24 protein-coding genes are annotated in these 23518 nt (G+C 54.5%); 8 read left to right on the top strand and 16 right to left on the bottom strand.

Going from position 1 to position 23518, the window contains the following annotated elements:
• Positions 1–5 precede the first annotated feature (5 nt).
• Genes G6Q15_RS07950 through G6Q15_RS07935 form a run of 4 tightly spaced genes read right to left on the bottom strand, consistent with a single transcriptional unit; the run spans position 6 to position 2915 of the window.
• The gene (locus tag G6Q15_RS07950; RefSeq protein WP_164117502.1) at positions 6–404 is read right to left on the bottom strand and encodes a cupin; all 399 of its coding nucleotides are present in this window, start codon (positions 402–404) and stop codon (positions 6–8) included.
• A gap of 31 nt (positions 405–435) precedes the next feature.
• On the bottom strand, positions 436–1368 hold the full coding sequence (locus G6Q15_RS07945; protein WP_164117501.1) for a hypothetical protein: 933 nt from the start codon (positions 1366–1368) through the stop codon (positions 436–438).
• Between the two features lie 47 nt (positions 1369–1415).
• Positions 1416–2390 carry a diacylglycerol kinase family protein gene (locus tag G6Q15_RS07940; protein ID WP_164117499.1) on the bottom strand — a complete coding sequence of 325 codons (975 nt, stop codon included), beginning with the start codon at positions 2388–2390 and terminating at the stop codon, positions 1416–1418.
• Positions 2391–2393: 3 nt separating this feature from the next.
• Positions 2394–2915 carry a DUF2141 domain-containing protein gene (locus G6Q15_RS07935; protein ID WP_164117497.1) on the bottom strand — a complete coding sequence of 174 codons (522 nt, stop codon included), beginning with the start codon at positions 2913–2915 and terminating at the stop codon, positions 2394–2396.
• Positions 2916–3043: 128 nt separating this feature from the next.
• Here G6Q15_RS07935 and lptF point away from each other — a divergent pair, with 128 nt between their 5' ends.
• The gene (gene lptF, locus G6Q15_RS07930; protein WP_164117495.1) at positions 3044–4255 is read left to right on the top strand and encodes an LPS export ABC transporter permease LptF; all 1212 of its coding nucleotides are present in this window, start codon (positions 3044–3046) and stop codon (positions 4253–4255) included.
• Between the two features lie 69 nt (positions 4256–4324).
• Complete coding sequence (lptG, locus tag G6Q15_RS07925) at positions 4325–5380, top strand: LPS export ABC transporter permease LptG (RefSeq protein WP_205518125.1); 1056 nt, start codon at positions 4325–4327, stop codon at positions 5378–5380.
• Positions 5381–5419: 39 nt separating this feature from the next.
• On the opposite strand, the gene G6Q15_RS07920 is transcribed toward lptG, so the two are convergent.
• Entirely contained in the window at positions 5420–6529 is a 1110-nt protein-coding gene (locus tag G6Q15_RS07920; RefSeq protein ID WP_164117491.1) for a fatty acid desaturase, read from the bottom strand.
• A 166-nt stretch (positions 6530–6695) separates the two neighbouring features.
• Here G6Q15_RS07920 and G6Q15_RS07915 point away from each other — a divergent pair, with 166 nt between their 5' ends.
• Positions 6696–7856, top strand: a complete 1161-nt coding sequence (locus G6Q15_RS07915) for an N-acetyltransferase (RefSeq protein ID WP_164117489.1) — start codon at positions 6696–6698, stop codon at positions 7854–7856.
• Positions 7857–7907: 51 nt separating this feature from the next.
• Here the strand turns inward: G6Q15_RS07915 and G6Q15_RS07910 are convergent, their stop codons facing one another.
• The 6 genes from G6Q15_RS07910 to G6Q15_RS07885 form a co-directional block, all read right to left on the bottom strand.
• Positions 7908–8744, bottom strand: a complete 837-nt coding sequence (locus G6Q15_RS07910) for an alpha/beta hydrolase (protein WP_164117488.1) — start codon at positions 8742–8744, stop codon at positions 7908–7910.
• The gene (gene xth, locus G6Q15_RS07905) at positions 8741–9529 is read right to left on the bottom strand and encodes an exodeoxyribonuclease III (RefSeq protein ID WP_164117486.1); all 789 of its coding nucleotides are present in this window, start codon (positions 9527–9529) and stop codon (positions 8741–8743) included. Before xth ends, G6Q15_RS07910 begins: the two co-directional genes overlap by 4 nt.
• Before the next feature lie 38 nt (positions 9530–9567).
• Positions 9568–9894: an iron-sulfur cluster insertion protein ErpA gene (gene erpA / locus G6Q15_RS07900; protein ID WP_164117637.1), complete on the bottom strand. Its 327-nt coding sequence runs from the start codon at positions 9892–9894 to the stop codon at positions 9568–9570.
• A 66-nt stretch (positions 9895–9960) separates the two neighbouring features.
• Positions 9961–10581, bottom strand: coding sequence for a peroxidase-related enzyme (locus tag G6Q15_RS07895; RefSeq protein ID WP_164117484.1), 621 nt, complete (start codon positions 10579–10581; stop codon positions 9961–9963).
• 7 nt (positions 10582–10588) lie between these two features.
• Entirely contained in the window at positions 10589–12913 is a 2325-nt protein-coding gene (gene clpA, locus G6Q15_RS07890) for an ATP-dependent Clp protease ATP-binding subunit ClpA (protein WP_164117482.1), read from the bottom strand.
• Positions 12914–13092: 179 nt separating this feature from the next.
• Positions 13093–13293 carry a DUF1192 domain-containing protein gene (locus tag G6Q15_RS07885; RefSeq protein WP_164117480.1) on the bottom strand — a complete coding sequence of 67 codons (201 nt, stop codon included), beginning with the start codon at positions 13291–13293 and terminating at the stop codon, positions 13093–13095.
• A 133-nt stretch (positions 13294–13426) separates the two neighbouring features.
• Between G6Q15_RS07885 and G6Q15_RS07880 the strand changes: the two genes are divergently transcribed.
• The 5 genes from G6Q15_RS07880 (at position 13427) to G6Q15_RS07860 (ending at position 18602) form a co-directional block, all read left to right on the top strand.
• Positions 13427–14428, top strand: coding sequence for an NAD(P)H-quinone oxidoreductase (locus tag G6Q15_RS07880; RefSeq protein WP_164117479.1), 1002 nt, complete (start codon positions 13427–13429; stop codon positions 14426–14428).
• A 126-nt stretch (positions 14429–14554) separates the two neighbouring features.
• Positions 14555–15316 (top strand): DUF1013 domain-containing protein, encoded by a 762-nt coding sequence (locus tag G6Q15_RS07875; protein ID WP_164117476.1) that lies wholly within the window; start codon positions 14555–14557, stop codon positions 15314–15316.
• Positions 15317–15428: 112 nt separating this feature from the next.
• Complete coding sequence (locus tag G6Q15_RS07870; RefSeq protein ID WP_164117474.1) at positions 15429–16571, top strand: MBL fold metallo-hydrolase; 1143 nt, start codon at positions 15429–15431, stop codon at positions 16569–16571.
• 70 nt (positions 16572–16641) lie between these two features.
• On the top strand, positions 16642–18312 hold the full coding sequence (locus tag G6Q15_RS07865; protein ID WP_164117473.1) for an AMP-binding protein: 1671 nt from the start codon (positions 16642–16644) through the stop codon (positions 18310–18312).
• Between the two features lie 5 nt (positions 18313–18317).
• Positions 18318–18602 carry a hypothetical protein gene (locus G6Q15_RS07860; RefSeq protein WP_164117471.1) on the top strand — a complete coding sequence of 95 codons (285 nt, stop codon included), beginning with the start codon at positions 18318–18320 and terminating at the stop codon, positions 18600–18602.
• On the opposite strand, the gene G6Q15_RS07855 is transcribed toward G6Q15_RS07860, so the two are convergent.
• From G6Q15_RS07855 to G6Q15_RS07835, 5 genes are all read right to left on the bottom strand, one after another.
• Entirely contained in the window at positions 18599–19039 is a 441-nt protein-coding gene (locus G6Q15_RS07855; RefSeq protein ID WP_164117469.1) for an ArsI/CadI family heavy metal resistance metalloenzyme, read from the bottom strand. The two genes, G6Q15_RS07860 and G6Q15_RS07855, sit on opposite strands and share 4 nt — an antisense overlap.
• Positions 19036–19365 carry a metalloregulator ArsR/SmtB family transcription factor gene (locus G6Q15_RS07850; protein ID WP_164117466.1) on the bottom strand — a complete coding sequence of 110 codons (330 nt, stop codon included), beginning with the start codon at positions 19363–19365 and terminating at the stop codon, positions 19036–19038. The genes G6Q15_RS07855 and G6Q15_RS07850 overlap by 4 nt, the downstream gene beginning before the upstream one ends.
• Positions 19366–19464: 99 nt before the next feature.
• Positions 19465–19869, bottom strand: coding sequence for an acyl-CoA thioesterase (locus G6Q15_RS07845; protein ID WP_164117465.1), 405 nt, complete (start codon positions 19867–19869; stop codon positions 19465–19467).
• Complete coding sequence (locus G6Q15_RS07840) at positions 19866–21242, bottom strand: M1 family aminopeptidase (protein ID WP_164117463.1); 1377 nt, start codon at positions 21240–21242, stop codon at positions 19866–19868. Before G6Q15_RS07840 ends, G6Q15_RS07845 begins: the two co-directional genes overlap by 4 nt.
• Positions 21242–23311: a S9 family peptidase gene (locus G6Q15_RS07835; RefSeq protein ID WP_240330815.1), complete on the bottom strand. Its 2070-nt coding sequence runs from the start codon at positions 23309–23311 to the stop codon at positions 21242–21244. Before G6Q15_RS07835 ends, G6Q15_RS07840 begins: the two co-directional genes overlap by 1 nt.
• Positions 23312–23518 lie beyond the last annotated feature (207 nt).

Here is a 23518-nt window from a genome sequence, read left to right as displayed (position 1 = left end):
CGCTGCTATTTTCGCTCCCGGTGCTCTGTCCCCTCACCGGCTGTGACAAATACCGCCGTCGCCTCCCTCTCCACATCCGCCGTGTGCCAGATGCCGCAGTCATTAATGGCATACTCGCCTGCTTCCAGTGCCGTGCGTTTTTCCGACCCATCCGGCATTTCCTGCACCAGCACCATGCGGCCTTCAGTACACAGGACCACTTCATTGCCTTTAGGGTGCATTTCCCACACGTCCCAGCTTTCAGTGAACCTGTACATGGATACCAACCGTCCTTCGTGTCCATCCTCACCATGCCTCTCCACATAGCCAGCATACCAAGACATATCACCGGTCATTTCCGGCTGTACGATAGCGGTCGCGCCAAGGCCCAGATGAATGGGATTTTTCTGTAATTTTTCAGGCATAATAAGCTCCTCATAGAACTGTATTATGCCCTTATTTAATCGCCCCGCGCAAGATAAGCCGTGGGAGCATCACGATGGCTCCCAATATCGGCCAGCGGCGTTGCCAGTCCTTCACCTCTATATCGGTGCCGGCATGACGGTTGATTTTCCAGGCGATATAATCAATCCCCCCGGCGTAAGTCCCCGTCGCCTTGGCCAGCCGCGCCAGGGTCAGCAGCTTGCCGCGCCGCCTGAGCCCCGGCCAGCGCCTGCGCTCCGCCATGATTGCAGCCCGTTGCCCCGGCAGCAGCGTAACATTATCCCCATCACGCGTGTTCCTGATGGACGTAAGCGGCAGGGCGGCATGTCCGAATTCGCTGTAACGCTGCGGCGAAAATTCCACGACCGAGGCGGAACGGTCCGACCGCTCGGCACGCAGCTCCGCACTGTAAGTCAGGGCAAAACCCTTTTCCCACAAATCCAGCATCGACATCTGTTCGACACTTGTATGCGCCAGTGCAGCGTTGAGCAGCGTGGGCGTCGCACCTGATATGGCCAAAACTGCCTGTTCCGCTGCAATGGCATCACTTTGCCATACCAGCCGCGACGGTTGGGCAAAGCGTGCCCATACGCTCACCGCGCTTGCTTCCTGGCGGTTGAGTCGGTGAAAATCAGCCTCACTCAGCACCGCATACTTGGCCACCAGGCCGTTATGCTGTGCCGGAAACACATTGGGCGGCAGCAACCTGTTGGCTCGCGCTTTCCAGCTATCTGGAAAAGCTGCATCATAATCGGAGACAATCAGGTAGAAATCGAGCATCTGCCCTTCCAACTGCTGACTACGCAGGCAGGAGCCGTAAAACAGCACCGACCTTGCCGCATCGCCATAATCCGCGGCAATGGCAGCCGCAAAGTCCGAAATACGCGGATCTACCGCTTCGACCAGCTCGGCCTTGATGAGTCTGAGAAGTGCTGTATCTGGCATGATGGACCTAAATCAGCAAAGCGGGCCTATCGTCCGCACGAGAACCTTCAGGCCGCGATTTTCAGGAATGGGACTGGCTCGGTTGAGCGCAATATGATGGGCGCATCTTCATTCGCTTCAAACAGCTCACCGTCCAAGATGACGTTGCTATGGTCGCCGTCAATGCGGATTTCATCGCCCTGTTCTATATGCACACCGTGCACTTTCTTCTGCCCCATACGCCCGAATAGGATTGCGAAAATCATTCGCATGACAACACCGGGATTCTGGTCAACCGCAAAAAATTTAAGCCGGTCCCTGCTGCTGTACCAACTACCCGATTTGCCCGCGAGCAACAGTTTTTCAAGCGTGGTAACGATCAGCAGCGCATAATTTCCCTGCACCTCTCCATTACGGATAAGTGATATGCGCAGCGGCTGTGAACGCCGTGGCAGGAATTCGAAAGGCGCTTTAAACAGCAATGAAATAAACCCGGCAATTCCGGCCAGAACATGGCTGAGTCCATTGGGCAGCCCCAGCGGATAGATTTTATGGCGGCAGTAAAGAATAAATTCGGCAAGGCCCGCACCGCCCAGAAACATGCCCAGAACCGGTTTTTCACTGCTGCCACCCGAAAGTGCAATCATCTGCCGCACGACAATATGCGACTCCAGCTCATCATTGCGGGCAATTTCCACAATTTCCTTAAGCGCCGAAAGCGCGGAACCTTTCGCGCCAAGGTCAAGTGCAATCAGATTTGTCTTACCGTTGGGAAGCACTGCGACAGGCGGCGGGTTATCGCCAAAATGGCCGCCCTGGTACAGTTCGGTCAACGCCGCCTGTACAGTACCGTCGCCGCCATTAATGACCAGAACCTTAGGTTTGACGCGCGCTATCGTTTTCAGCGCGCACGCAATCTGGTCGGCCTGTTCAACCTCATAGTGGAATATATCGGCCTGCTCCGCACAAAAGCTCCGCACTTCCGGCAATAGTGATTTATTGCCGGTAGAGCGGGGATTAGAAAGGAGTGCCACTAAAGCCATAAACTATCCGATCGGCTTAATGCTAAGGCCGCGGCGGTAGTTGAGCACAACGTTGGCACGCGCCACGCCATTGCCCACGCGAATGGCCGATTTCTTGATCGAAGGTTTCAGGTTGGTCAGCGAAATGTTGGGGTTACCGGTAAATCCGCCGCCATCGTTCCAGCCCGACTTGCCATTGCCGTCCATGTCATGACGGACCGCAATGCCATAGGTGCCTGCTTTAGGAAGCGGCATGCAAAAGCGCATTTTACCGCCATTGGCGCGCACGGGCACGTCGATGCGGTTTATCCATGCGCCTTTTTTCAGCCATTTTGCGCTGGTGCCTTCATAGGCCTGAACGCGGATGCGGCCCGTGGTTTTTTTGAACCCGCGCACTTCAACCAGCACAGCAGGGCCTGCACCGCTGACGCATTTGCTCATATCATTGCTGATTTTCTGGCGTTGTGCGCCTGCAGGGGTCGCCACCAGGGCCAAAGCCATGGCTGCGCTACCGCCGAACAGTGCGACATTTGAAAATTTGAACATGACGTTTCGTCTCCAACTGGTTATAGCCGGTTATGTCGAAACATATGGGACCGGCATGTAACGCCCCCGTTTGATTCTTTATATGGGTGAAATTTGCGGCCAAAATAGGGTGACAGGGCGACAATAAGTTGAAATTCCTCACTTCCATCGACCTTTATATCGCCAAGCGCGTTGCCATTCCGCTGATTGCTACGCTGATTATCTCGGCTATGCTGCTGGTGCTTGAAAAAATGCTGCGGCTGTTCGACTTTGTGGCCGCTGAAGGCGGTCCTGTCAGCGTGGTGTGGCGGATGCTGGCAAACCTTATTCCTGAATATCTTTCACTCGGCATTCCTATCGGCCTTTTACTCGGAATATTACTTGCTTTTCGGGGACTTGCGCTTTCTTCCGAGCTGGACGTATTTCGCGCAGTCGGTCTGGGGTATGGCCGCCTGCTCCGCGTCCCTTACATGTTTGCGATCGCCTTGATGCTGGTCAATCTGGCGTTGGTTGGTTTTATCCAGCCGCAGGCCCGCTATGCCTATGAGGAACTCGGCTTTGAGCTGCGCTCCGGTGCACTGGGGGCCTCCATCAAAGTGGGCGAGTTTACGAAATTTGGCGAAAAAATGACGCTTCGTATTGAGGAGAGCCAGAATCAGGGCCGTGACCTGAGCGGGCTGTTTGTGCATGCCGAAAGCAAGAATGGCACGGAGATTTCGGTGACCGCCAGCAAAGGCCGTTTTATGGCCACGGATGATCCCGATACCATTATCCTACGGCTGACAGACGGGGTGCTCACCCATGATGCCCCTGATTATGAAAGCCCCCGCGTATTGAGTTTTAGCAGCCATGACCTGCCAATCGACCTACCCAAGATCGAAGCGTTTCGCAGCCGTGGCGGCAAAGACCGTGAATATACCCTGCCCGAACTGGTACGCATCGGCTCCAGCCCCGATATTTCGGAGCAGCAACGCAACGAAACCCGGTCCAATTTCCATTACCGTATAGTCGAAGTGGTGATGATGTTGCTCATGCCGATGCTCGCGCTGGCACTCGCCATTCCGCCCAAGCGCTCCACATCCGCGCTAGGCGTATTCCTGTCGATCATATTGATTGTGACTTATCACAAGATAAACCAGTATGGCGAAGATGTCGGGGCGCTCGGCATTGTCGATCCGCTTATCGCGCTGTGGGTGCCGTTCTTCCTGTTCGCCACGCTTATCATCTGGATGTATTATCAAGTCGCCCATGTGCCTGGCGGACAGCCCATTGGCAGCCTGGAAAGAATATTTGCGAAATCCGGGGTATGGCTCAAGGGCCTGCTCAGTTTCGGCAGAAAACGGAGCCATCATGACAGTTAAAAACCTCACTCAAAAAGGTTTTGCCGCGTGAAGCTGGAATTTTTTCCCTCACCGACAACGGCCATCTATATGGCCCGTATGTTCCTGATCCGTATATTGGCGGTCCTGGCGATCTTTGTCATAGTCCTGCAGACACTCGACCTATTGGGCGAAAGCGGCAAGATACTTGCCGTTGCCGGGAACAGCGAAGCGGATCTGTGGCAATATATATCGCTACGCGCACCGCAAATCATTGAGTTTATTCTGCCATTTTCGGTGCTGCTTGCCACAATTATTACACTGGCGTCACTAAACCAGAACAGTGAAGTAATCGCGATGAAGGCAGCAGGGTTATCCGCGCATCAGGTGCTGGCCCCGCTATTATTTGCCAGCCTGCTTGTCGCAGGCATCACATTTGCCTTTAACGACCGTATTGTCGCCCCCGCGACATCCACGCTTTCGCTGTGGCAAAAGGCGGAGTACGGCCCTGTACCGGATGACCCATCAACCCGGACCAATATCTGGGCGCGCGACGGCAACAACCTTGTCCATGCCGGATTTGTCAGCGGCAATGGCAACAGCACACGGCTGGACAATGTGGAGATTTATGAGCGCGCAGGTGATGGCGCGTTGGTGCAAACCATCAGCGCGGCGCAGGCAGTTTATTCGGGCAATGGCTGGAAGTTGAAGGATGCCGTCGCATTCGATGTGACAAGCAGCGAAGAAACTAAGCTGGGTGATTATACCGTCAACAGCGGCATGACACCGGACCAGTTCACATTAGGCAACGTCAATGCCGATGGTCTTTCTTTCATGAAACTGAAATCGGCCATTGATGAACTCAAGGCAGCGGGCAAACCGACACAGTCGCTTGAAACCAATTTGTGGCACAAGATTTCAGGTCCCCTATCGGCAATATTAATGCCTCTACTGGGCGCAGTGGCCGCATTTGGTCTGGCCCGTTCAGGTCAGCTTTTCCTGCGCGCCGTTATCGGTATGGCGCTGGGCTTTGCCTTTTTCGTGGCCGATAATTTCTCACTCGCCATGGGTAATCTGGGTGCCTATCCGCCTCTGGTCGCCGCTTGGGCACCCTTCGTGCTGTTCTTCTTGGTCGGGGAATCTGTCCTTATCCGGACCGAGGAATAGAAAACAATATCCTGACCCATGGGCCAAAAGCTAGGGCGCTTACTTAACCAGTTTTCCCTTAAACGTACTGCGCACCAGCTGTACCACCAGTCCTGTCAGGCTTGTGTAATTGGCTTTGTAATAAGGCGATTCCACCGGTAATTCTTCGGCCAGGCGGCGATGCGCCTCACCCAGATTATGGTAGGGCACGCCCGGCAACAGGTGGTGCAGCGCATGATAACGCAGGCCTACAGGTGCCCAGAGCGCAGGCAGCATTGCAGGCGGCGGAACATTGACACTGTCGAGATACTGTGCGGTCACGCTCATCACCTCGCCCTCATTGGCCCATAGATGAGCCACGAGCGTACGAACCTGATTAATCACGACGGAACCGCCGCTGATAACCAGGAAGATGATGAAAGCCTTGAGGGGGATGATTCCGGTTGCTGTGCCACCAAGCAATGCTATTGCCCACAGGCTCGCGCCCGTTTCCTGCCACATCCAGTTGCGCCGCGCCTTGCCCTCAGGCATTTTGCGGCGAAATTCGGGATTGATGACAAGACCGGAATAGCGCTCAACCACCAGCTTTCTGAGCGGCGGTATTACCAGTGACAGAGGCCCCAATATTCCGTAACGCAGCAGCAATGCGAGCGGTGCAAGCGCAGCCACCGCCACAAATAGCGGCACGGTGTAGGGCTTCATCAACGCGAGCGGCAGATATTCCGGATCCTGCACCGTACCATAACGTGTCTTGGCATGGTGCAGGTTATGCACGCCCTCATACATGAAAGACGGGACCATGAGCGGTATGCCTGCCAGCAGGTTCCAGCCAAGCCGGAAACCAAGTACGGAACCATCCTTCAAATGGGTGAGCTCATGAATAAAGCTGCCCGCCCGGTAGAGTGCCAGCATGGAAACAATACCGGCCGCAATCATCCATCCTGTAGATGTAGCAGCTATAGCCGCGAACAAAGCGCCATAGCCGACAATCACGGATGCCATGAAATCACCCCAATATATGGCGGGGTTGGGCGCATTCAGGTCGCGTGTAAGAGTCGCCGCTGTACGGATAATTTCCCTGTCATCCGTAATGGGCGCGCGCATTTGTGAAGCAGCACTATCCTGCGCAGCTGGGGTGAAATTTTCGGCTTTGAGAGCTTTGTTATTCATATACATATATCCAATTTATGGCTGACTTAGACCAGAACATGATGGCGAGATAATGGCAGCATATTGGGCCGTTCGCGACGGATTTCACTGATCTAGATCATATTATGGCCATGTGAGAGATCACCGGTTTCTTGACATTATTGTCGCACCCGCGCCACAAGGCGGCATGACAAGTAAGACAGATATCACGGTAACTCCCGTTGACGGCAAAGCTGACCTTGAAGCCTTTATAAACCTGCCATGGGAAATCTATGCCGATGACCCGAATTGGGTACCGCCATTGAAAGATGAAATCCGCGCATTACTTACGCCCGGCAAAAACCCTTTTTTTGAACATGCGCGGGTACAGCCCATGCTGGCACGGCGTGGCAGCATGGTCGTGGGGCGGATCAGCGCGCATATCGACCTGCTCGCGCTGAAACAGCCCCCCGAACAAGGCATGGGGCCTGGCACCGGCAATTGGGGCATGCTGGAAGCGTTTGACAAAGATGCAGCCGCTGCGCTCATCGATGCGGCGGAACAATGGCTCCGCGCACAGGATATGCACCGCGCGCTTGGCCCACTAAGCCTGTCGATATGGGATGAACCCGGCCAGCTTATCAGCGGTCATGATCATCCACCTACCGTCATGATGGGGCATCAGCGTCCGGAATATCAGCAGTGGATTGAAAATGCCGGCTATAATCCGGTGAAGCAGGTCATGACATGGGAAGTTGATATTCTCGATGGCTTTGGCAAGCTGGTGAACCGCATTGTCGCTTCGGGAGAGAAAAACGATCGCATCCGTATCCGACGCGTAAACAAGAGCCGCTTTGCCGAGGAAGCCGCCCTTATCATGGGAATCCTGAACGATGCGTGGTCACAAAACTGGGGCTTTGTCCCGCTGACTGACAGCGAAATTGCCTATGTCGGTAAAAAATTGAAGCCGATTGTGCTGGAGGATCTGATCCGCATCGCCGAATATGATGGCAAACCGGTTGCCTTCATGATTACGCTGCCAAATATCAACGAGAAGCTGGTGGATTATAATGGCACATTATGGCCGTTCAACTGGGCCAAGCTGCTCTGGTGGCTGCGCAAACCCAACACGAATACGATGCGTGTGCCACTGATGGGTGTGGTGCAGGAATTACAGGGCTCACGTCTCGCCAGTCAGCTCGCTTTCATGATGATCGAATTTATCCGCCGTGATGCCGTCGAAAAATATGGCGCGCAACGCGGCGAGATTGGCTGGATATTAGAGGATAACCAGGGCATGAATTCCATTGGCGAAGTCATTGGCGGCAGGGTAAACAAAGCCTACCAGATATACGATAAGATACTTTGAGCCGGTATATGCCGGTATATGTAAAAGCATAACCGCTATGCGAATATCCTGTCAACGCACGCGGTTTTCGCACCGTCTTTCGCGCACCATTAACGCAGCCTGCTCTAAAATAATCTCACCTGTTCCATACGTCCACAAATCATTATGCTTTCCTTTTTCAATGCGATAGGCGCATTTGGGTTGCCGCGCTGCATCGAACAATATCTGCCCCATTTGTACCGGGATAAGGCCATCACGCTCACCATGAATCCACGCGAGGGGCATATCAATTTTACCGATGCGCGACAGATTTTCATACCGGTCTTTCACCAGCAGGCGGGACGGGAAAAGCGGCATTTGCCGCGCAGCCATATCAGCCATGGAAGTATAGGGCGCTTCAAGTATCAGTCCGGCGGCGTTCGTATTCGCGGCAAGATATGCGGCCGGGCCTGTCCCAACCGACTGGCCCGCGATAACAATATCTTTCCCACGAAAGCCCTGTTTACGCAGCCAGCCATAATTGGCCCGGGCGGCCTGGTAAAACATCTGTTCACCGGCCTTTCCCGCATTGCCGCCATAACCGGGATAGCCAACCGCCAACAGGCCTGCCCCAGATGCTGCAAGTGTGCGATACATGTCCGCCCGCCCGGCCAACGCTCCGCCATTACCGTGAAAATGCAAAATGACAGGCTGTGTTTGATCGACAGGCGGATGCCACCATGAAACCAGCTTATTCTCACCGGACATGATGTTCACCACAGAAAAACCGTCAAGCTCCACCTGTTCAGGCGAAACGCGCTGCGTATCGGGCAGGTACATGAAACTGCGCTGGAATATATAAATCAACGCCAGTGCGATCAGGTATAATCCCACGGCAAAAAGCAGGAACCGAATGGCAATCGCCATCATGGCTGCATATCGGTGACGCCAAGCTCAATCCAGGCGGGTGTATGATCGCTCGCCTTTTCACGCCCGCGATGTTCTTTATCAACGCCCACATTGTTCAGGCGATCTGCCGCAAGCGGGTTGAGCAGCAGGTGATCGATTCGGAACCCAGCATCGCGCTCCCACCCCTTGGTTCGGTAATCCCAATAGGTCCAGACCCCGCCATCTGGATGCCAACTGCCAATGGCATCAGTCCATCCGTCACCCAGCATGCGGCGATAGGCATCGCGGCTTTCGGGCTGCATCAGCGCATCAGATGCCATGGCAGCAGGCAGGAAAACATCATTATCGCGCGGGATGACATTATAGTCACCCGCCAGTACTGCAGGAATTTCAAGCGCCCATAATTCGGCCGCACGCGCACGTAACCGTTTCATCCAGCGCAGTTTATAATCGAATTTAGGGCCTGGCAGCGGATTACCGTTGGGCAGATAGATACTTGCTATACGCACGCCATTAACGTCCGCTTCCAGATAGCGGCTATGGTCATCTTCCGGCTCACCGTCTAGCCCGCGTTTCGTTTCCTGAGGCGTACTACCCTTGGCGAGAATCGCCACACCATTGAACGATTTTTGCCCATGCCAGATCGCACCATAGCCGATTTTTTCAAACTCAGCGGCCGGAAAGCCTTCGTCCATCGTCTTGATTTCCTGAAGGCAGGCGACATCAGGCTGGGTTTCCTCCAACCATTCGAGCAAACGGGGAAGACGGGCTTTTATGCCGTTTATATTGTAAGTCGCGATACGCATGGAAACTGCTTATCGCATTCATTTGGGCAGCGAAAGAATTAAACCGAAAAACTCGATCCGCAACCGCATCCAGATGCGGCATTGGGGTTGGTTACCTGAAAAGCCGAACCGCCCAGTGATTCGACAAAGTCCACCGCAGAACCGCGCACAAGATCCAGACTGACAGAATCCACCACCAGCTTCACGCCAGATTCTTCGGCCATCACATCATCTGCTTCAATGCTTTCGGCAAGGCCGAAACGGTATTGAAAACCGGAACAACCCCCGCCTTCCACGGACAGGCGCAGCATCGCGGGCTTGCCTTGTTTTGCGGCAATTGCGGCCACACGCTTTGCCGCGTTTGGCGTCAGGATGATATCGGCAATTTCACTCATAGAACCAAAATAGGGTGAACTGAACCGTATCTCAAGCCATCAATTCGGAAATAAATGTCACCCATGCGACCAATTGTCGGGATCTTCGTTATCCCCTGGCGAAAGGCCAAGCTCTTCTCCCTGCGTGGAGCAGCCGAGCCCAAGCACAGTGCGGTTGGCATAGGCAAAGTAGGCCGCCACCTGGTTGACTTCCAGTATTTCACCATCCTCAAGACCATGAGCACGTAAGATCGCAATGTCATTTTCAGTAATCGCGGCAGGCGCACCTGTCAGCTTTGCTGCGTAGGACAAGGCCGCATGTTCTTTTTGTGTAAAAGCATCTGTCAATTTCTGCGGATCGTCCGCCACTGCCAGCAACGCCGCCTCCAGCTTCGTATAGCGCTCCTCATCACGTACCAGCCGTTTAAGGCCGGCCAGATGATGATCCACGCAATATTGGCAGTTGTTAATCGCACTCACCAACACTCCGATGCTCTCAAGCATCCATTTGGGCAGTGCGTTACCGCGGTGGTGCAACACCACCTTATACAGCGCCATATGGCCTTCCAGCGTATGTGGCCGCAGACTATGTGCCATTAATATATTGTCAACGCGCCCATCCGGCCCGGCAATCTTGGCATATAATGCGTCCAGATCTCCTTGTGCGGCCTCCCGGTCAATTGTCTTTATATATGCCATGCCTGCTTTATTTGGCTTTGCCGGATGCGGACTTTTTCTTGGCTTTCTTTTTGCGCGGTGTTTTAGGCGGAGCAGGCATGACTTCGAACGCCATGGCCCCGTCTTTCATATGCACATTAACCTCGCCGCCATCCTTGAGCTTGCCAAATAACAGCTCTTCGGCAAGCGGTTGTTTGATCTTCTCCTGTATCAAGCGTCCCATCGGGCGGGCACCAAACAATCGGTCATAGCCGCGGACAGCAAGCCAGTCGCGCGCATCCTGGTCAAGCCGGATATGCACGTTCTGATCCGCAAGCTGCAATTCCAGTTGCAGAATAAATTTGTCAACCACCCGCGCCACGACTCCGGGCGTAAGATACGTGAATGGAACCACGGCATCCAGACGGTTGCGGAATTCCGGCGTGAACATTTTCTTCACGGCTTCATCACCCGCATCTTCTTTGGTTGCATCACCGAAGCCCATGCCTTCTTTCGCCATTTCGCTGGCCCCGGCATTGGTGGTCATAATGAGCACAACATTGCGGAAGTCGACCGTCTTGCCGTGATGGTCGGTAAGTTTGCCATTGTCCATTACCTGCAACAATATGTTGAACAGGTCGGGGTGCGCTTTCTCAATCTCGTCGAGCAGCAGCACGCAGTGCGGCTGCTGATCAATAGCGTCAGTCAAAAGGCCGCCCTGATCATAGCCGACATACCCCGGAGGCGCGCCTATGAGGCGTGATACGCTGTGCCGCTCCATATATTCCGACATGTCAAACCGCTGCAGCGGTATGCCCATGATGCTGGCAAGCTGGCGTGCAACTTCGGTCTTGCCGACGCCGGTCGGACCGCTGAACAGGTAATTGCCAATCGGTTTATCGGGATCGCGTAGACCTGCACGGCTGAGTTTGATCGCGCTGGAAAGCACATCAATCGCCTGATCCTGTCCGAACACCACCTGTTTCAGGTCACGTTTCAGATGCTGCAATACCGCGCGGTCGTCCTTCGAGACCGATTTGGGCGGAATACGCGCCATGGTGGCGATGACTGCTTCGATTTCTTTGGCAGTGATCGTTTTGCGGCGGCGCGATTTAGGCACCAGCATCTGCATCGCGCCCACCTCATCAATCACGTCAATCGCCTTGTCGGGCAATTTGCGGTCATTGATGTAACGCGCCGACAGCTCGACCGCTGTCTTGATCGCATCGGGCGTGTATTTGACTTTGTGATGGTCTTCAAAAGCCGATCGCAGCCCACGCAAAATCTTGATTGCATCGTCAATCGTGGGCTCGTTCACGTCGATTTTTTGGAACCGGCGCAGCAAAGCGCGGTCCTTTTCAAAATGGTTACGAAATTCCTTGTACGTGGTTGAACCGATACAGCGAATCGAGCCGCCGGAAAGCGCAGGCTTCAGCAGGTTGGAGGCATCCATTGCTCCGCCGCTGGTTGCACCTGCGCCAATCACCGTGTGAATCTCATCGATAAACAAAATAGCATGCGGCATTTTCTCAAGCTCAGCCACCACCGCTTTCAGTCGCTCTTCAAAATCGCCGCGATAACGTGTCCCGGCAAGCAGCGCGCCCATGTCGAGTGAGTAAATCACCGCTTTATCCAGTACATCCGGCACGTCGCCTTCGATGATCTTACGCGCCAATCCTTCGGCAATCGCGGTTTTACCAACCCCTGGCTCACCCACATAAAGCGGGTTGTTTTTCGAACGGCGGCACAGGATCTGGACGGTGCGGTCAACTTCAGGGCCACGCCCGATCAGCGGGTCGATTTTGCCCGCCTTGGCTTTCTCGTTCAGGTTGACGGTATACTGGTCAAGCGCGCTTTCTTTCTTCTGTTTGCCTTCGCCTTTTTCATCCTGCGTTTCTTCCGCGCCTTCTGGAGGCTTGGTTTCTGAAGGATTGCCGCCTTTGCCGATACCATGGCTGATATAGCTGACAGCATCGAGCCGGCTCATGTCCTGTTGTTGCAGAAAATAGACAGCGTAGCTTTCCCGCTCTGAAAACAGCGCCACAAGCACATTGGCACCGGTCACGACATCCTTGCCCGATGATTGGACATGCAGGATCGCACGCTGCACCACGCGCTGGAAACCAGATGTGGGCGCAGGGTCGGTCTGCTCTTCGACTTTGAGCGAATCCAGTTCATTGTCGAGATAATGGGTGACAGTGCCCGCAAGCTCGCCAAGGTCTGCGCCACACGCCTTCATCACCTGCGCCGCATCATCATCGGTGATGAGAGCAAGCAGCAAATGCTCCAGCGTGGCATATTCATGGGAACGATCGGCTGCATTGGTCAGCGCCTGATGCAGCGTTTTTTCCAGTGATTCCGCAAATGACGGCATATTTTACATCTCCGCAACGCCACTTTGGACGCTGCCCTTCTTATGTACGTCCCGGAAAGAGCCGGGTCTCATCAACTGCTTCCATCATGCGTTCCGTTCCTCTCACGCATTTACAGTCTCATTCATATAGGAAGCTGTGCAGCAATGTGAATATGCGCTGCCTCCGCTTCCTGTAGCGCTTAGGACTTGCGAAACAGCGCATCGGCATTGGCACGGTGTGCACCCGCCGCCTGTTTGCGTGCCTCCACGCGCACAATTTCCGCCTTCAGCAGCGCAACACGTACATCCAGCTCCTCCTGTGACAGCGGATCCAGATCCTCTGCCCCCAGCATATGCGCCGCATCCATGGATTTGCGCGGTAAATCATCGTCCAAATCCATATCCCTGCTCCTTTCCTTCAGGCTTCGACCTGTACGGATAATGTTGACCACAGGCCCCGCGCTGTCAATAAGGGGCTCCGATTTATGTGGAAACTATCTAAAAAGGGCGGAAAAGCTTGGTTCGGGAGGATATATGACACAGGAAATTCCAGAGACAATGACGGCCATTGCCATCAGCCAGCCAGGCGGGCCCGAAGTGCTGGTGGCAGGTGAACACCCTGTGCCGCGGCCAGAAGCGGGCGAATTGCTGATCAAAGTTGCAGCAGCCGGCGTCAACCGCCCTGATATTGTGCAGCGCATGGGGCTATATCCTGCACCTGCGGGCGCATCCCCGCTACCCGGGCTTGAAATCGCCGGTAAAGTCATGGCTGCAGGGTCGGACGCAGATATGCATATGATGGGCAAAAATATCTGCGCGCTCGTAAATGGCGGCGGATATGCCGAATATTGCATTGCCCAAGCCAGCCACTGCCTGCCAGTTCCTGAAGACCTGCCACTTAGCGAAGCTGCGGCCCTCCCCGAAACACTGCTCACCGTGTGGCATAACCTGTTCGAACGTGCCTATACCTGTGACGGGGAAACCGTGCTGGTCCATGGCGGCACCAGCGGCATCGGCACCATGGCGATCATGCTGGGCGAGCTGTTCGGCCTGACGGTCATTGTCACCTGCGGGTCGGATGAAAAATGTGCGCAGGTACTTGGCCTGGGCGCAGCGCATGCGATTAACTACAAGGATCAGGATTTTGTCGAGGCCGTACAAAAAATCACTGATGGCAAGGGCGTGCAGGCCGTGCTCGACATGGTTGCGGGCGATTATGTACCGCGCAACCTGAACTGCCTGGCCGAGGATGGCCGCCATGTCACCATTGCCGTGCAAGGCGGGTTGATGACACAGATAAACATGGCGCAAGTGATGAGCCGCCGCCTCACCCTCACCGGATCAACCCTGCGTCCGCGCAGCAATGTATTCAAGGGGCTGCTCGCCGACGAAATCCACCGCAATGTGTGGGATTTCGTCGAAAAAGGCACATTGCGCCCTGTGATGGACAAGAGCTTTCCCCTTACAGGTGCTTCCGCCGCGCACGCACATATGGAAAGCGGCGGTCATTTCGGAAAAATCGTGCTCGAAGTTTAGCTGCCATCCCTGCTGTCCAGTGGCAATCCATTTGCCCACTTGCAGGCTCCTGCGGTTTCGCCTACATGGAAGGCAATCATCAGGCCATCCCGCGAGGGGTGGCCCTTATTTTATGGAGATTTGTGCATGGCCCAAGATGGTCGTACCCCCCTCATGCCGCACGCGACGGCTTCCTGGCTTGTGGACAATACCGGCCTGACATTTGAACAGATTGCCGAATTCTGCGGGTTGCACATATTGGAAGTGCAGGCCATGGCCGATGATCTGGCCAGCACCAAATATACCGGCCGCGACCCCGTGCGTGCAGGCGAACTGACCATGGAAGAAATCGAAAAAGGCCAGAAAGATGCGGAATATTCGCTGATCATGTCGAAAGGCCCGGAACAGGTGCGCCGCACCAAAGGTCCGCGCTACACGCCCGTTTCCAAGCGTCAGGACAAACCTGACGGCATTGCATGGCTGCTGCGCAACCACCCGGAAATTTCCGATGGCCAGATCGGCAAACTGATTGGCACTACGCGCAATACGATCAACGCAATCCGAGAGCGCAGCCACTGGAACATCACCAACATCCAGCCCAAGGATCCGGTAACACTTGGCCTTTGCTCACAACGCGAGCTTGACGCTATCGTGGCAAAAGCCGCGAAGAAAGCTGGTATTGAGGATGAAGTGCCCGAAGACACCAAGCTGGGCGGCGACCGCGAAGCACTGATCGAAGAACTGCGCGCGGAACGCGAAAAAGCTGCACAGGAGGCCGAACTGGCGGCATTGCAAGCGGAAAAGGAAGCTGCCGAAGAAGCCAAGGCGGCCCAGGAAGCCAATCTGTTCAGTGACGCTGATGGCGATGATGCGCCAGTGGAAGTTACCGCGACTGACGAAAGCGAATAGGTTTCCGCACACTTGTTACGTGGCGCCGCCCTGTAACCACGGGTGCGGCGCCTTTTTTAATCGAACGATTAAATCACTTCACCTTGATGCAGCAATATTCTACGCTGGCATTATGACATCAGACACAAACGCCCAAACACCGCCCGCGCACGACGCATCGCTGACTGATCTGGAATATCTGGATCAGCACGGGCTGGATGCAAAAGAGTTCAAGGGCCTGACTTATCCCATTGGTGACCACGCACCTGAATATGGCGAACTCTTCCCGCTCGCAGCAGGCATTGGCTGGACACGCCTGCCCGTTCCCGGGTTGCTCAATCATATCAATATCTGGCTGCTGGATGATGAGGATGAACAGGGCGAAGGTGTCGCGATCGTCGATACCGGACTTAATATGGGCGAAAGCCTGAAGGCATGGGAAAAACTGTTTTCGGGTGATCTGGATGGCCGCCGAATCACCCGTGTTATTGTCACGCATTTCCACCCTGACCATGTCGGCGGCGCCGGATGGCTGTGCGAGAAACATGGCGTGCGGCTCTGGATGAACCGCACCGAATGGCTGATGGCACGCATGCTGACCACGGATGTGCGCGACGAACCACCACGCGAGGCGCTGGACCAGATGCGTTTTGCCGGATGGGATGAGGAGCGGATCGAGAACCTGCGTAAACGCGGCTGGGGTAATTTTGCCAAGGCCGTCGCACCGATCCCGATCAGCCATGTGCGGCTTGATGAAGGCGCAGTCATCCAGGTTGGCAAGCGCAATTGGCGGATCCTGACTGGCGGCGGGCATACACCCGAACATGCCTGCCTGGTGGATGAAGACAATGGTGTGATTATCGCAGGCGACCAGATATTGCCGCGCATCACCTCAAACGTATCGGTGATGACGAGTGAACCAACAGCTGATCCGCTGGGCGAATGGCTCCGCAGCATCGCTAAATTCCGCCGTGTGCTTTCAAAAGACGTGCTGGTGCTGCCTGCCCATGGCTATCCTTTTACCGGCGCGCATAACCGGTTGGATGCGCTCGCGGCGGGGCATCATGACAGGCTGGATGCACTGGAAAAAGCGCTGGCAGACAAACCTATGCGCGCAGTGGATACGTTCGCGCTGCTGTTTGCGCGCAAAATTGATGACAGCGTATATGGCCTGGCAACCGGCGAAGCGATGGCGCACCTCAGGCACCTGGAACATACCGGCCGCGCACAGCTGGATGTAAAAGATGGTGTCGGCTGGTTCAGCAAGACCGCCTAAGCCCTTGCTCCGCACAGGAAACCAATTTACACCTTTGTAAATTGAAATTTGTACAGGCGCAGCACCCCACATGACCGATTCCCCGATCTGGAATACCCATTACAACCATCCATGCACATGGGATCAGTCATTCGACCCCATGTCACTGCCGGATATGTTTTTTGACAGCGCCCGCCGTTTGAACGGCATGCCGCTGCTCGATTTTATGGGCCGCAAATATAGCTATACATCAGTTGCGGCGACTGCGGAGCAGGTTGCCAAAGGTTTGCAAGATATGGGGATTGAACGCGGCACACGGGTCGGGCTGTTCCTCCCCAATGTCCCGCAATATGTCGCCGCCTATTATGGCGCGATGGCTGCGGGTGCGACAATCGTCAATTTCTCTCCGCTCTATACGCCTGACGAACTGGCGCATCAGGTTGAGGACAGCGGCACCACAATATTGATTACCCTGTCGGCCAAGGCGCTATTGCCTCGCGCGCTGGAAGTGCTCGAAAACAGCTCGCTTGAACGCGTGATTGTCGGCACCGTGGCCGAGGCTCTGCCGATGGGAAAATCCATCCTCTACCGCCTGTTCAAACGCGGTGAAGAAGCCGCTATTCCAACTGATAGCCGCGTGTCATTATTTGCAGAGCTGATTGATAATGACGGCGATTACGATGCAGTGGATATTGACCCCGTCAATGACCCTGCCGTCCTGCAATATACCGGCGGAACAACCGGTACGCCCAAGGGTGCGATCCTCACCCATCAAAACCTCACCGCCAATGCCCGGCAGGTCAATGCCATTGATCCGCATCATGAGACGGATGAAGACCGGATATTGGGCGTGCTTCCCTTTTTCCATGTCTTCGCCAATACCTGTGTGCTTAACCGCACGGTGATGAATGGCGGTGAAATTGTCATGCTGCCGCGCTTTGACGCTGTACAGGCACTCAAAGCCATAAACCGGACCAAGGTCACTGCCCTGCCCGGCGTGCCGACCATGTATCAGGCGCTGCTCGACTGCCCTGAAATTGACAAAACCGATTTCAGTTCGCTGCGGGTCTGCATATCGGGCGGCGCTCCGCTTTCGGGCGAACTCAAAACCAAGTTTGAGGAACGCACCGATGCACGGTTGGTCGAAGGCTATGGGCTTACGGAAAGCAGCGGCGTTGTTTCGGTCAATCCTTATGAAGGGCTGAGCAAGACCGGCACAATTGGCCATCCGCTACCTGGCACCGAAGTGCGTTTTGTAGACAAGGAAGACCCTTCAAAACAGGTGGCAAAAGGCGAACCGGGCGAGCTTATATTTTCCGGACCGCAGGTCATGAAAGGCTATTGGAACCGGCCCGATGCCGATGAGGATGTATTCCTGGGCAAATTCCTGCGCACCGGCGATGTCGCGGTAATTGACGAAGAAGGCTATGTGAAAATTGTCGACCGCATCAAGGATATGATCTCTGTCGGCGGGTTCAAGGTGTTCCCGAGCCAGATCGAAGAAGTCGCCGATCACCATGAACAGGTCAAGGAAGTGCTCGTCATCGGTGTACCTGACGAATATCGCGGCGAAATGCCCAAGGCTTTCGTCACGCTGGAGGACGGCGCGGATATTGATGGCAGCGCGCTGAAAGACTGGCTCAATGCCAAGCTGGGCAAACATGAGCGCGTTACCGGTGTGGTGGTGCGCGAAGAGCTGCCCAAAACGATGATCGGCAAGCTCGACCGCAAGGCGCTCAGGGCCGAAGAAAACGTGACCTAAGGCCAATGGACCTGTTCGTTCTTGTCATTATTTTCGGCGCAGCCACGCAATTGCCTGAGCTGAAATCCATTCATTTTGCTGGTATTGCTGCCATTGCCATGCTGATGACACTGCTGGGCAGCGGTTATATGGCCGAGGCGATATGGGGAGGCTTCTCATCAGGCGGTACAGGCTTTGATGTTGCCGCGCTGCTCAAAATCTATGTGACGTTATTCGCGGTATATGGCGGCGTTTTCATCGCTGGATTTGGGTTTGGCCGTTTTCTGGAAGCACGGCGCCATAAACGTTAAGGCGCGCAGCATTCCTTGCGAGGCGGTTTAGCGGTCTTTACCTGTTCGGCATCTATCCGGTCGCCATAATGAGTGGCTTCGCCTGAACTCAGGAACGCTTCCCACACAACACCGTCGGGATCGCTGGTCCAGTTTTTCTCTGACTGCGCATAGCAGCATGTCACCTCACCTTCATCAAGCACAGGCTGCCCCGCCTCTTTCAACCGTCCATATACATCAGCAAGCTCTTCCGCATTTTCCGACTGGATACCAATATGCTCAACACCGCGCTCCGTACCGCAATGGCTCGACATCGCAAAATTGACACGCGGATCATCCAGCATCCATTTAGCGTAATCATTTTTGATCATGGTTGGCTCCTGGCCAAATAGCTTGCTATAAAAAGCCACAGACTTTTCGATGTTTTTTACAGATAAATGGATGTGTATACGTTTCATGAGTGTGCTCCTTCGGTGGTGACAGAGTCAGGGGTACAGGCAGAATCCTGACAGCAATTTAGCATCAGATAATTCAGCAACTCGTTCATACGGGCGAATTCGGCGCGGTAGATCAGTTGCCGGGATTGTCGTTCCTGACTGATAAGTCCTGAACGCGTTAAATGCGCCAAGTGAAACGATAGCGAGCTTGCCGGAACTTTCAGACGATCTGCTATTGCACCCGCATACGACCCATCGGGCCCGGCCTGAACCAATAACCGAAAAATTTTTAACCTGTGCTCCTGCGCCAATGATGACAGTGCACTCACAGCTCCAGTTTCATTCATACCCGACTCCATAATTTCTATATTTCCAATATTATCGAAATGAAGGACGGAGTCAATTTATATTTCGATAATATTGGAAATGTTACCGGAAGCCGGTCTTTAGAAGTTTTTTGACAGAAACGGTGCAGCGATTTCCGGCGTCACGCGTACGGGCCGCTGTGATTGCCGATCAATCATCGCCCACCATGTCAGCGCCTGCACTTTGATTTTGCCACCATCACCGACAAATTCGACATTACGAGCAAAACGCGCACCTTTGGGTTCACCAGGTATCCATGTACGGCCCGTGACCTGCTCTCCCTCGGCAATATTGCCTTTATAATCAATTTCATGCCGGATCACGACCCAGATATAGGCATCCACATGCGCCGGATCCGCCGCCGCCTGCCAGTGTGCAGTCGCCATATCCTGAATCCACTGCACCCACACCGCGTTATTCACATGGCCAAGCTCATCGATATGGGCCGGTGTGGCGGTAAAGGGTTTTTCAAAAGCCTGTGTCACGAAAGTATCAACCTTCCATCATTATCGCGTAATATCAGGATGCCGGCGCGTTTCAACATGGCTTCGATCACCGCACCCGGATCATCCTGGGATGTGTCGAGAAGCGTGCGGATATCGGCTGAAAATGCTGTGTTCCCGGCAATCCTGTCGAGAGCGGCAAGCCATTCCCTGCGCGTCACTATGCCATCTTTTCTGTTCGCGGCAACAAGGCTGTTCCAGAAGGTGAAAAAGTCACCTCCCTTTTTCTGCGCAGCTGCTTCAGCTATCATCCCGAATATTGCACCGCATGCATAAAATGCACGAAATTCATTGCGCTTGTCAGCCTCACCCAAAGGCTTGTTCCTGGTAAACTTAACACAGTCATCCAGCTCGCGCTGCAATTCACCGCGTACGTCGAAATCCGGGTTGATGCTTGCCACCGCACGGATAGCCATCAGGTCAGCGCCGCCTTCGGTCATCCACATGTCCGCGCGTTTTTGATAGCCGACTGTCTGGCCCAGCCAGAAATGAGCAGATTCATGCGCGATAAACCACCTGGCATTATCCAGTGCCTTGTCGCTATTGTCGGACAGGGCACTGCCTTCCATGACCATCGCCACCATATTCGGCAATACGCTGCCGCCCAGGCTGGACAGGCCCGGTGTGGCTCCTTTCCAGCTTACCATAATAGTGGGCTTGCCATCCTTTTTGGCGCTGCCCAACCGCTCTGTGTAAAACTCCAGTGTTGCCGGGATATATCTGAGCAGTTCTGCCGATAGCCAGTCCGGCAAATCGGGATCAATCAACGTAGCCAGATATTCCGTTTCCAGAATATCGGCATTCCCGAATACGGCATAGCCTGCACGGCCATTGGTAACAGCCATATGGTGCCTGGCACCATCAAACAGCACCTTCCCGCGGCGATCGCGCAATATGACCTGTGCATTTTGCGCCTTTTGTATATCCACACCGTTTTCGGCGGACCAGGGCATGGCGTCGAATTGTCCCGTAAAGAGCGCAACCGCACCCGTGCTAAAGGCAAGTGCCGGGTCATATCCCGCGAGTATATCATCTGCATAAGGTGTAAAGCGCACCTGCACGGTTCGGGGAACATGTCCCTTGTCCGCGATCAATAGGTCGCGCCCATCAAACCGCGCCAGTGTTACACCTGGCGTTTCTACCAACCAGCTATCCAGTCGCCAGCTGCGTCCTGTCTTGCGTGCGGGATTGGAACGGATCAGCGCCCAGCCAGGACTGGACCGTGCAAAGCGATAAGTCGCGGTCCATTCATTACCGTCGCGGACTACCTCAACGCGTACTTCCTGCGCTGATGCCGCACTGCTCTGAAAGAAAACAGCGACAATGACACACAGACATATCGCTATTTTCTGCATCAATCCTCCGCCATGCCCATCTGCCAGAGCAGGAACGCGAACTCTTCCGCCGTTTCACGCAGGCTGTCAAAACGTCCCGACTTGCCGCCATGGCCTGCGCCCATATTGGTTTTAAGGAGCAGCACATTGTCATCTGTCTTGGTTGCGCGCAGGCGCGCCGCCCATTTGGCGGGCTCCCAATAGGTGACGCGCGGGTCATTCAGGCCGCCGGTGATAAGCAGCGGCGGATAATCCTGCGCGCTGACATTGTCATAGGGCGAATAGCTCTGCAGCAGCAGGAACGCGTCCTTGTCGGCAATCGGATTGCCCCATTCGGGCCATTCACCCGGTGTCAGTGGCAGGCTTTCGTCAAGCATGGTGCTCAGCACATCGACAAACGGCACATGCGCCGCCACCGCGCCCCAGATTTCGGGGTCGCTATTGACGATTGCGCCCATTAGCTCACCGCCCGCGCTGCCGCCCGATGCCGTGACCTTGCCAAGCGATGTATAGTTATTCGCGGCAAGCCCGCGCGCCACATCAACAAAGTCATTAAAGGTATTGGTACGCTTCTTCAGTTTACCGTCAAGATACCATTGCCGGCCCAAATCATCACCGCCGCGGACATGTGCAATGGCATAGATAAACCCGCGATCCACCAGCGACAGCCGCGTGGTCGAAAAAATGGGCGGTATGGCATAGCCATAGGCACCATATGCATAGAGATGCAGCGGCGCACTGCCATCACGCGGCGTATCCTTGTGATAAACAAGCGATGCGGGCACCATCACCCCATCGCGCGCCTTGATCGTCACACGTTCGGTGCGGTACTGGCTCGCGTCATAACCAGACGGAATTTCCTGTACTTTCAGTGTTTCCAGCGATTTTTCCGCAACATCATAGTCATAGACCGTGTCTGGCGTGACCATCGATTCATAGGAAATACGCAGTTTTTTGGTGTCATATTCCGGGTTATTCGACAGACCTGCATTATAGCTGGCTTCGGGAAATGCGACCATCTCCACCCGCGCAGTATCGTCATAATAGCGCACCTGAATCTGGTCGAGGCCATTTTCGCGCCCTTCCACGACATAGAAATCCCTATAGGCCTCCACATCAGTCATGTAGAACGCGTCGCTGCCCGCAATTAAAGTCGTCCACTCGCCTGGCACGTCCATGCTGGCGGTGGCGAGGCGGAAATTGATATGGTTGTCATTGGTGTGGATATAGAGCGTGCCGTCATGTTCATCGACCGAATATTCCACGCCTTTCTTGCGCGGCTTGACAAGGATTTGTTCGCCCGCCGGATTGGCGGCATCCACCAGCCGCACTTCGCTGGTTTCATTGTCGCCTGTAGCAATTACCAGATATTTTTCCGATGACGTCAAACCAACGCCGACACGGTATCCCTCGTCTTCTTCTTTATATAGCTCAATATCGCTTTCAAACGGCGTACCAATAACGTGCAGCCGCGCATTGTCAGTACGCCAGTTTTCATTGGCAAGGCCATAAACCAGCGACTTGGAATCGCTCGACCAGACCAGGCTGGACAGCGTGCCGGGGATCGTATCTTCCAGCAAATCACCGGTTTCCAGGTTTTTAATCCGCGCATCAAAGCGTTCGGAACCGCTGTCATCAAGCGAATAAGCCAGCAGCTTGCCATTCGGACTGACCGAAAAACTGCCAAGCCGGAAATATTCCCTGCCCTTGGCCAGTTCTGTCTCATCAAGGATAAGGACTTTGTCACCGCCCGTAACAGGTTTGCGGTACCATTTCTTATACTGTGCGCCCTTGTCATACTCGACCCAGTACAGCCAATCGCCATCCTTTTGCGGGACAGAACTGTCATCTTCCTTGATCCGCCCCTTCATCTCCTCGAACAGCGTTTCGACAAGGTCTTCCTGCCCTTTCATCTGCGCATCGAAATAGGTGTTTTCGGCTTTGAGGTAATCGAGCACATCTTCATCATCCACTTTGGGATAGCTTTGATCCTTCAGCCAGAAATAGGGATCCTCCACCGTGATGCCGTGCCGTTCATAACTATACGGGCGCTGTTCCGCGACCGGCGGTGTGATCTGTTTTGCAGTCATATTTTCCTCGGCTGAAATGGTTTGGGGGGTAAGCAAAAGGGCCGCCGCAGCGCTCAGGGCGATGAAAGAGATTTTCATATGACAGGCTCCTCATATCCGGCAGTTCAGAATTTTGCCCCGCGGCATTATCGCGGTGGCAAAATCCCACGATACAACCTATGTAGAGGACAGCAGCTTAATTCAAGATATTTGAAAGGTCCGCCATGT

Source organism: Sphingorhabdus sp. Alg239-R122, assembly GCF_900537065.1.
In the GTDB taxonomy this organism is placed as follows: domain Bacteria; phylum Pseudomonadota; class Alphaproteobacteria; order Sphingomonadales; family Sphingomonadaceae; genus Alg239-R122.
This window is presented reverse-complemented; position numbering and strand designations above follow the sequence as displayed.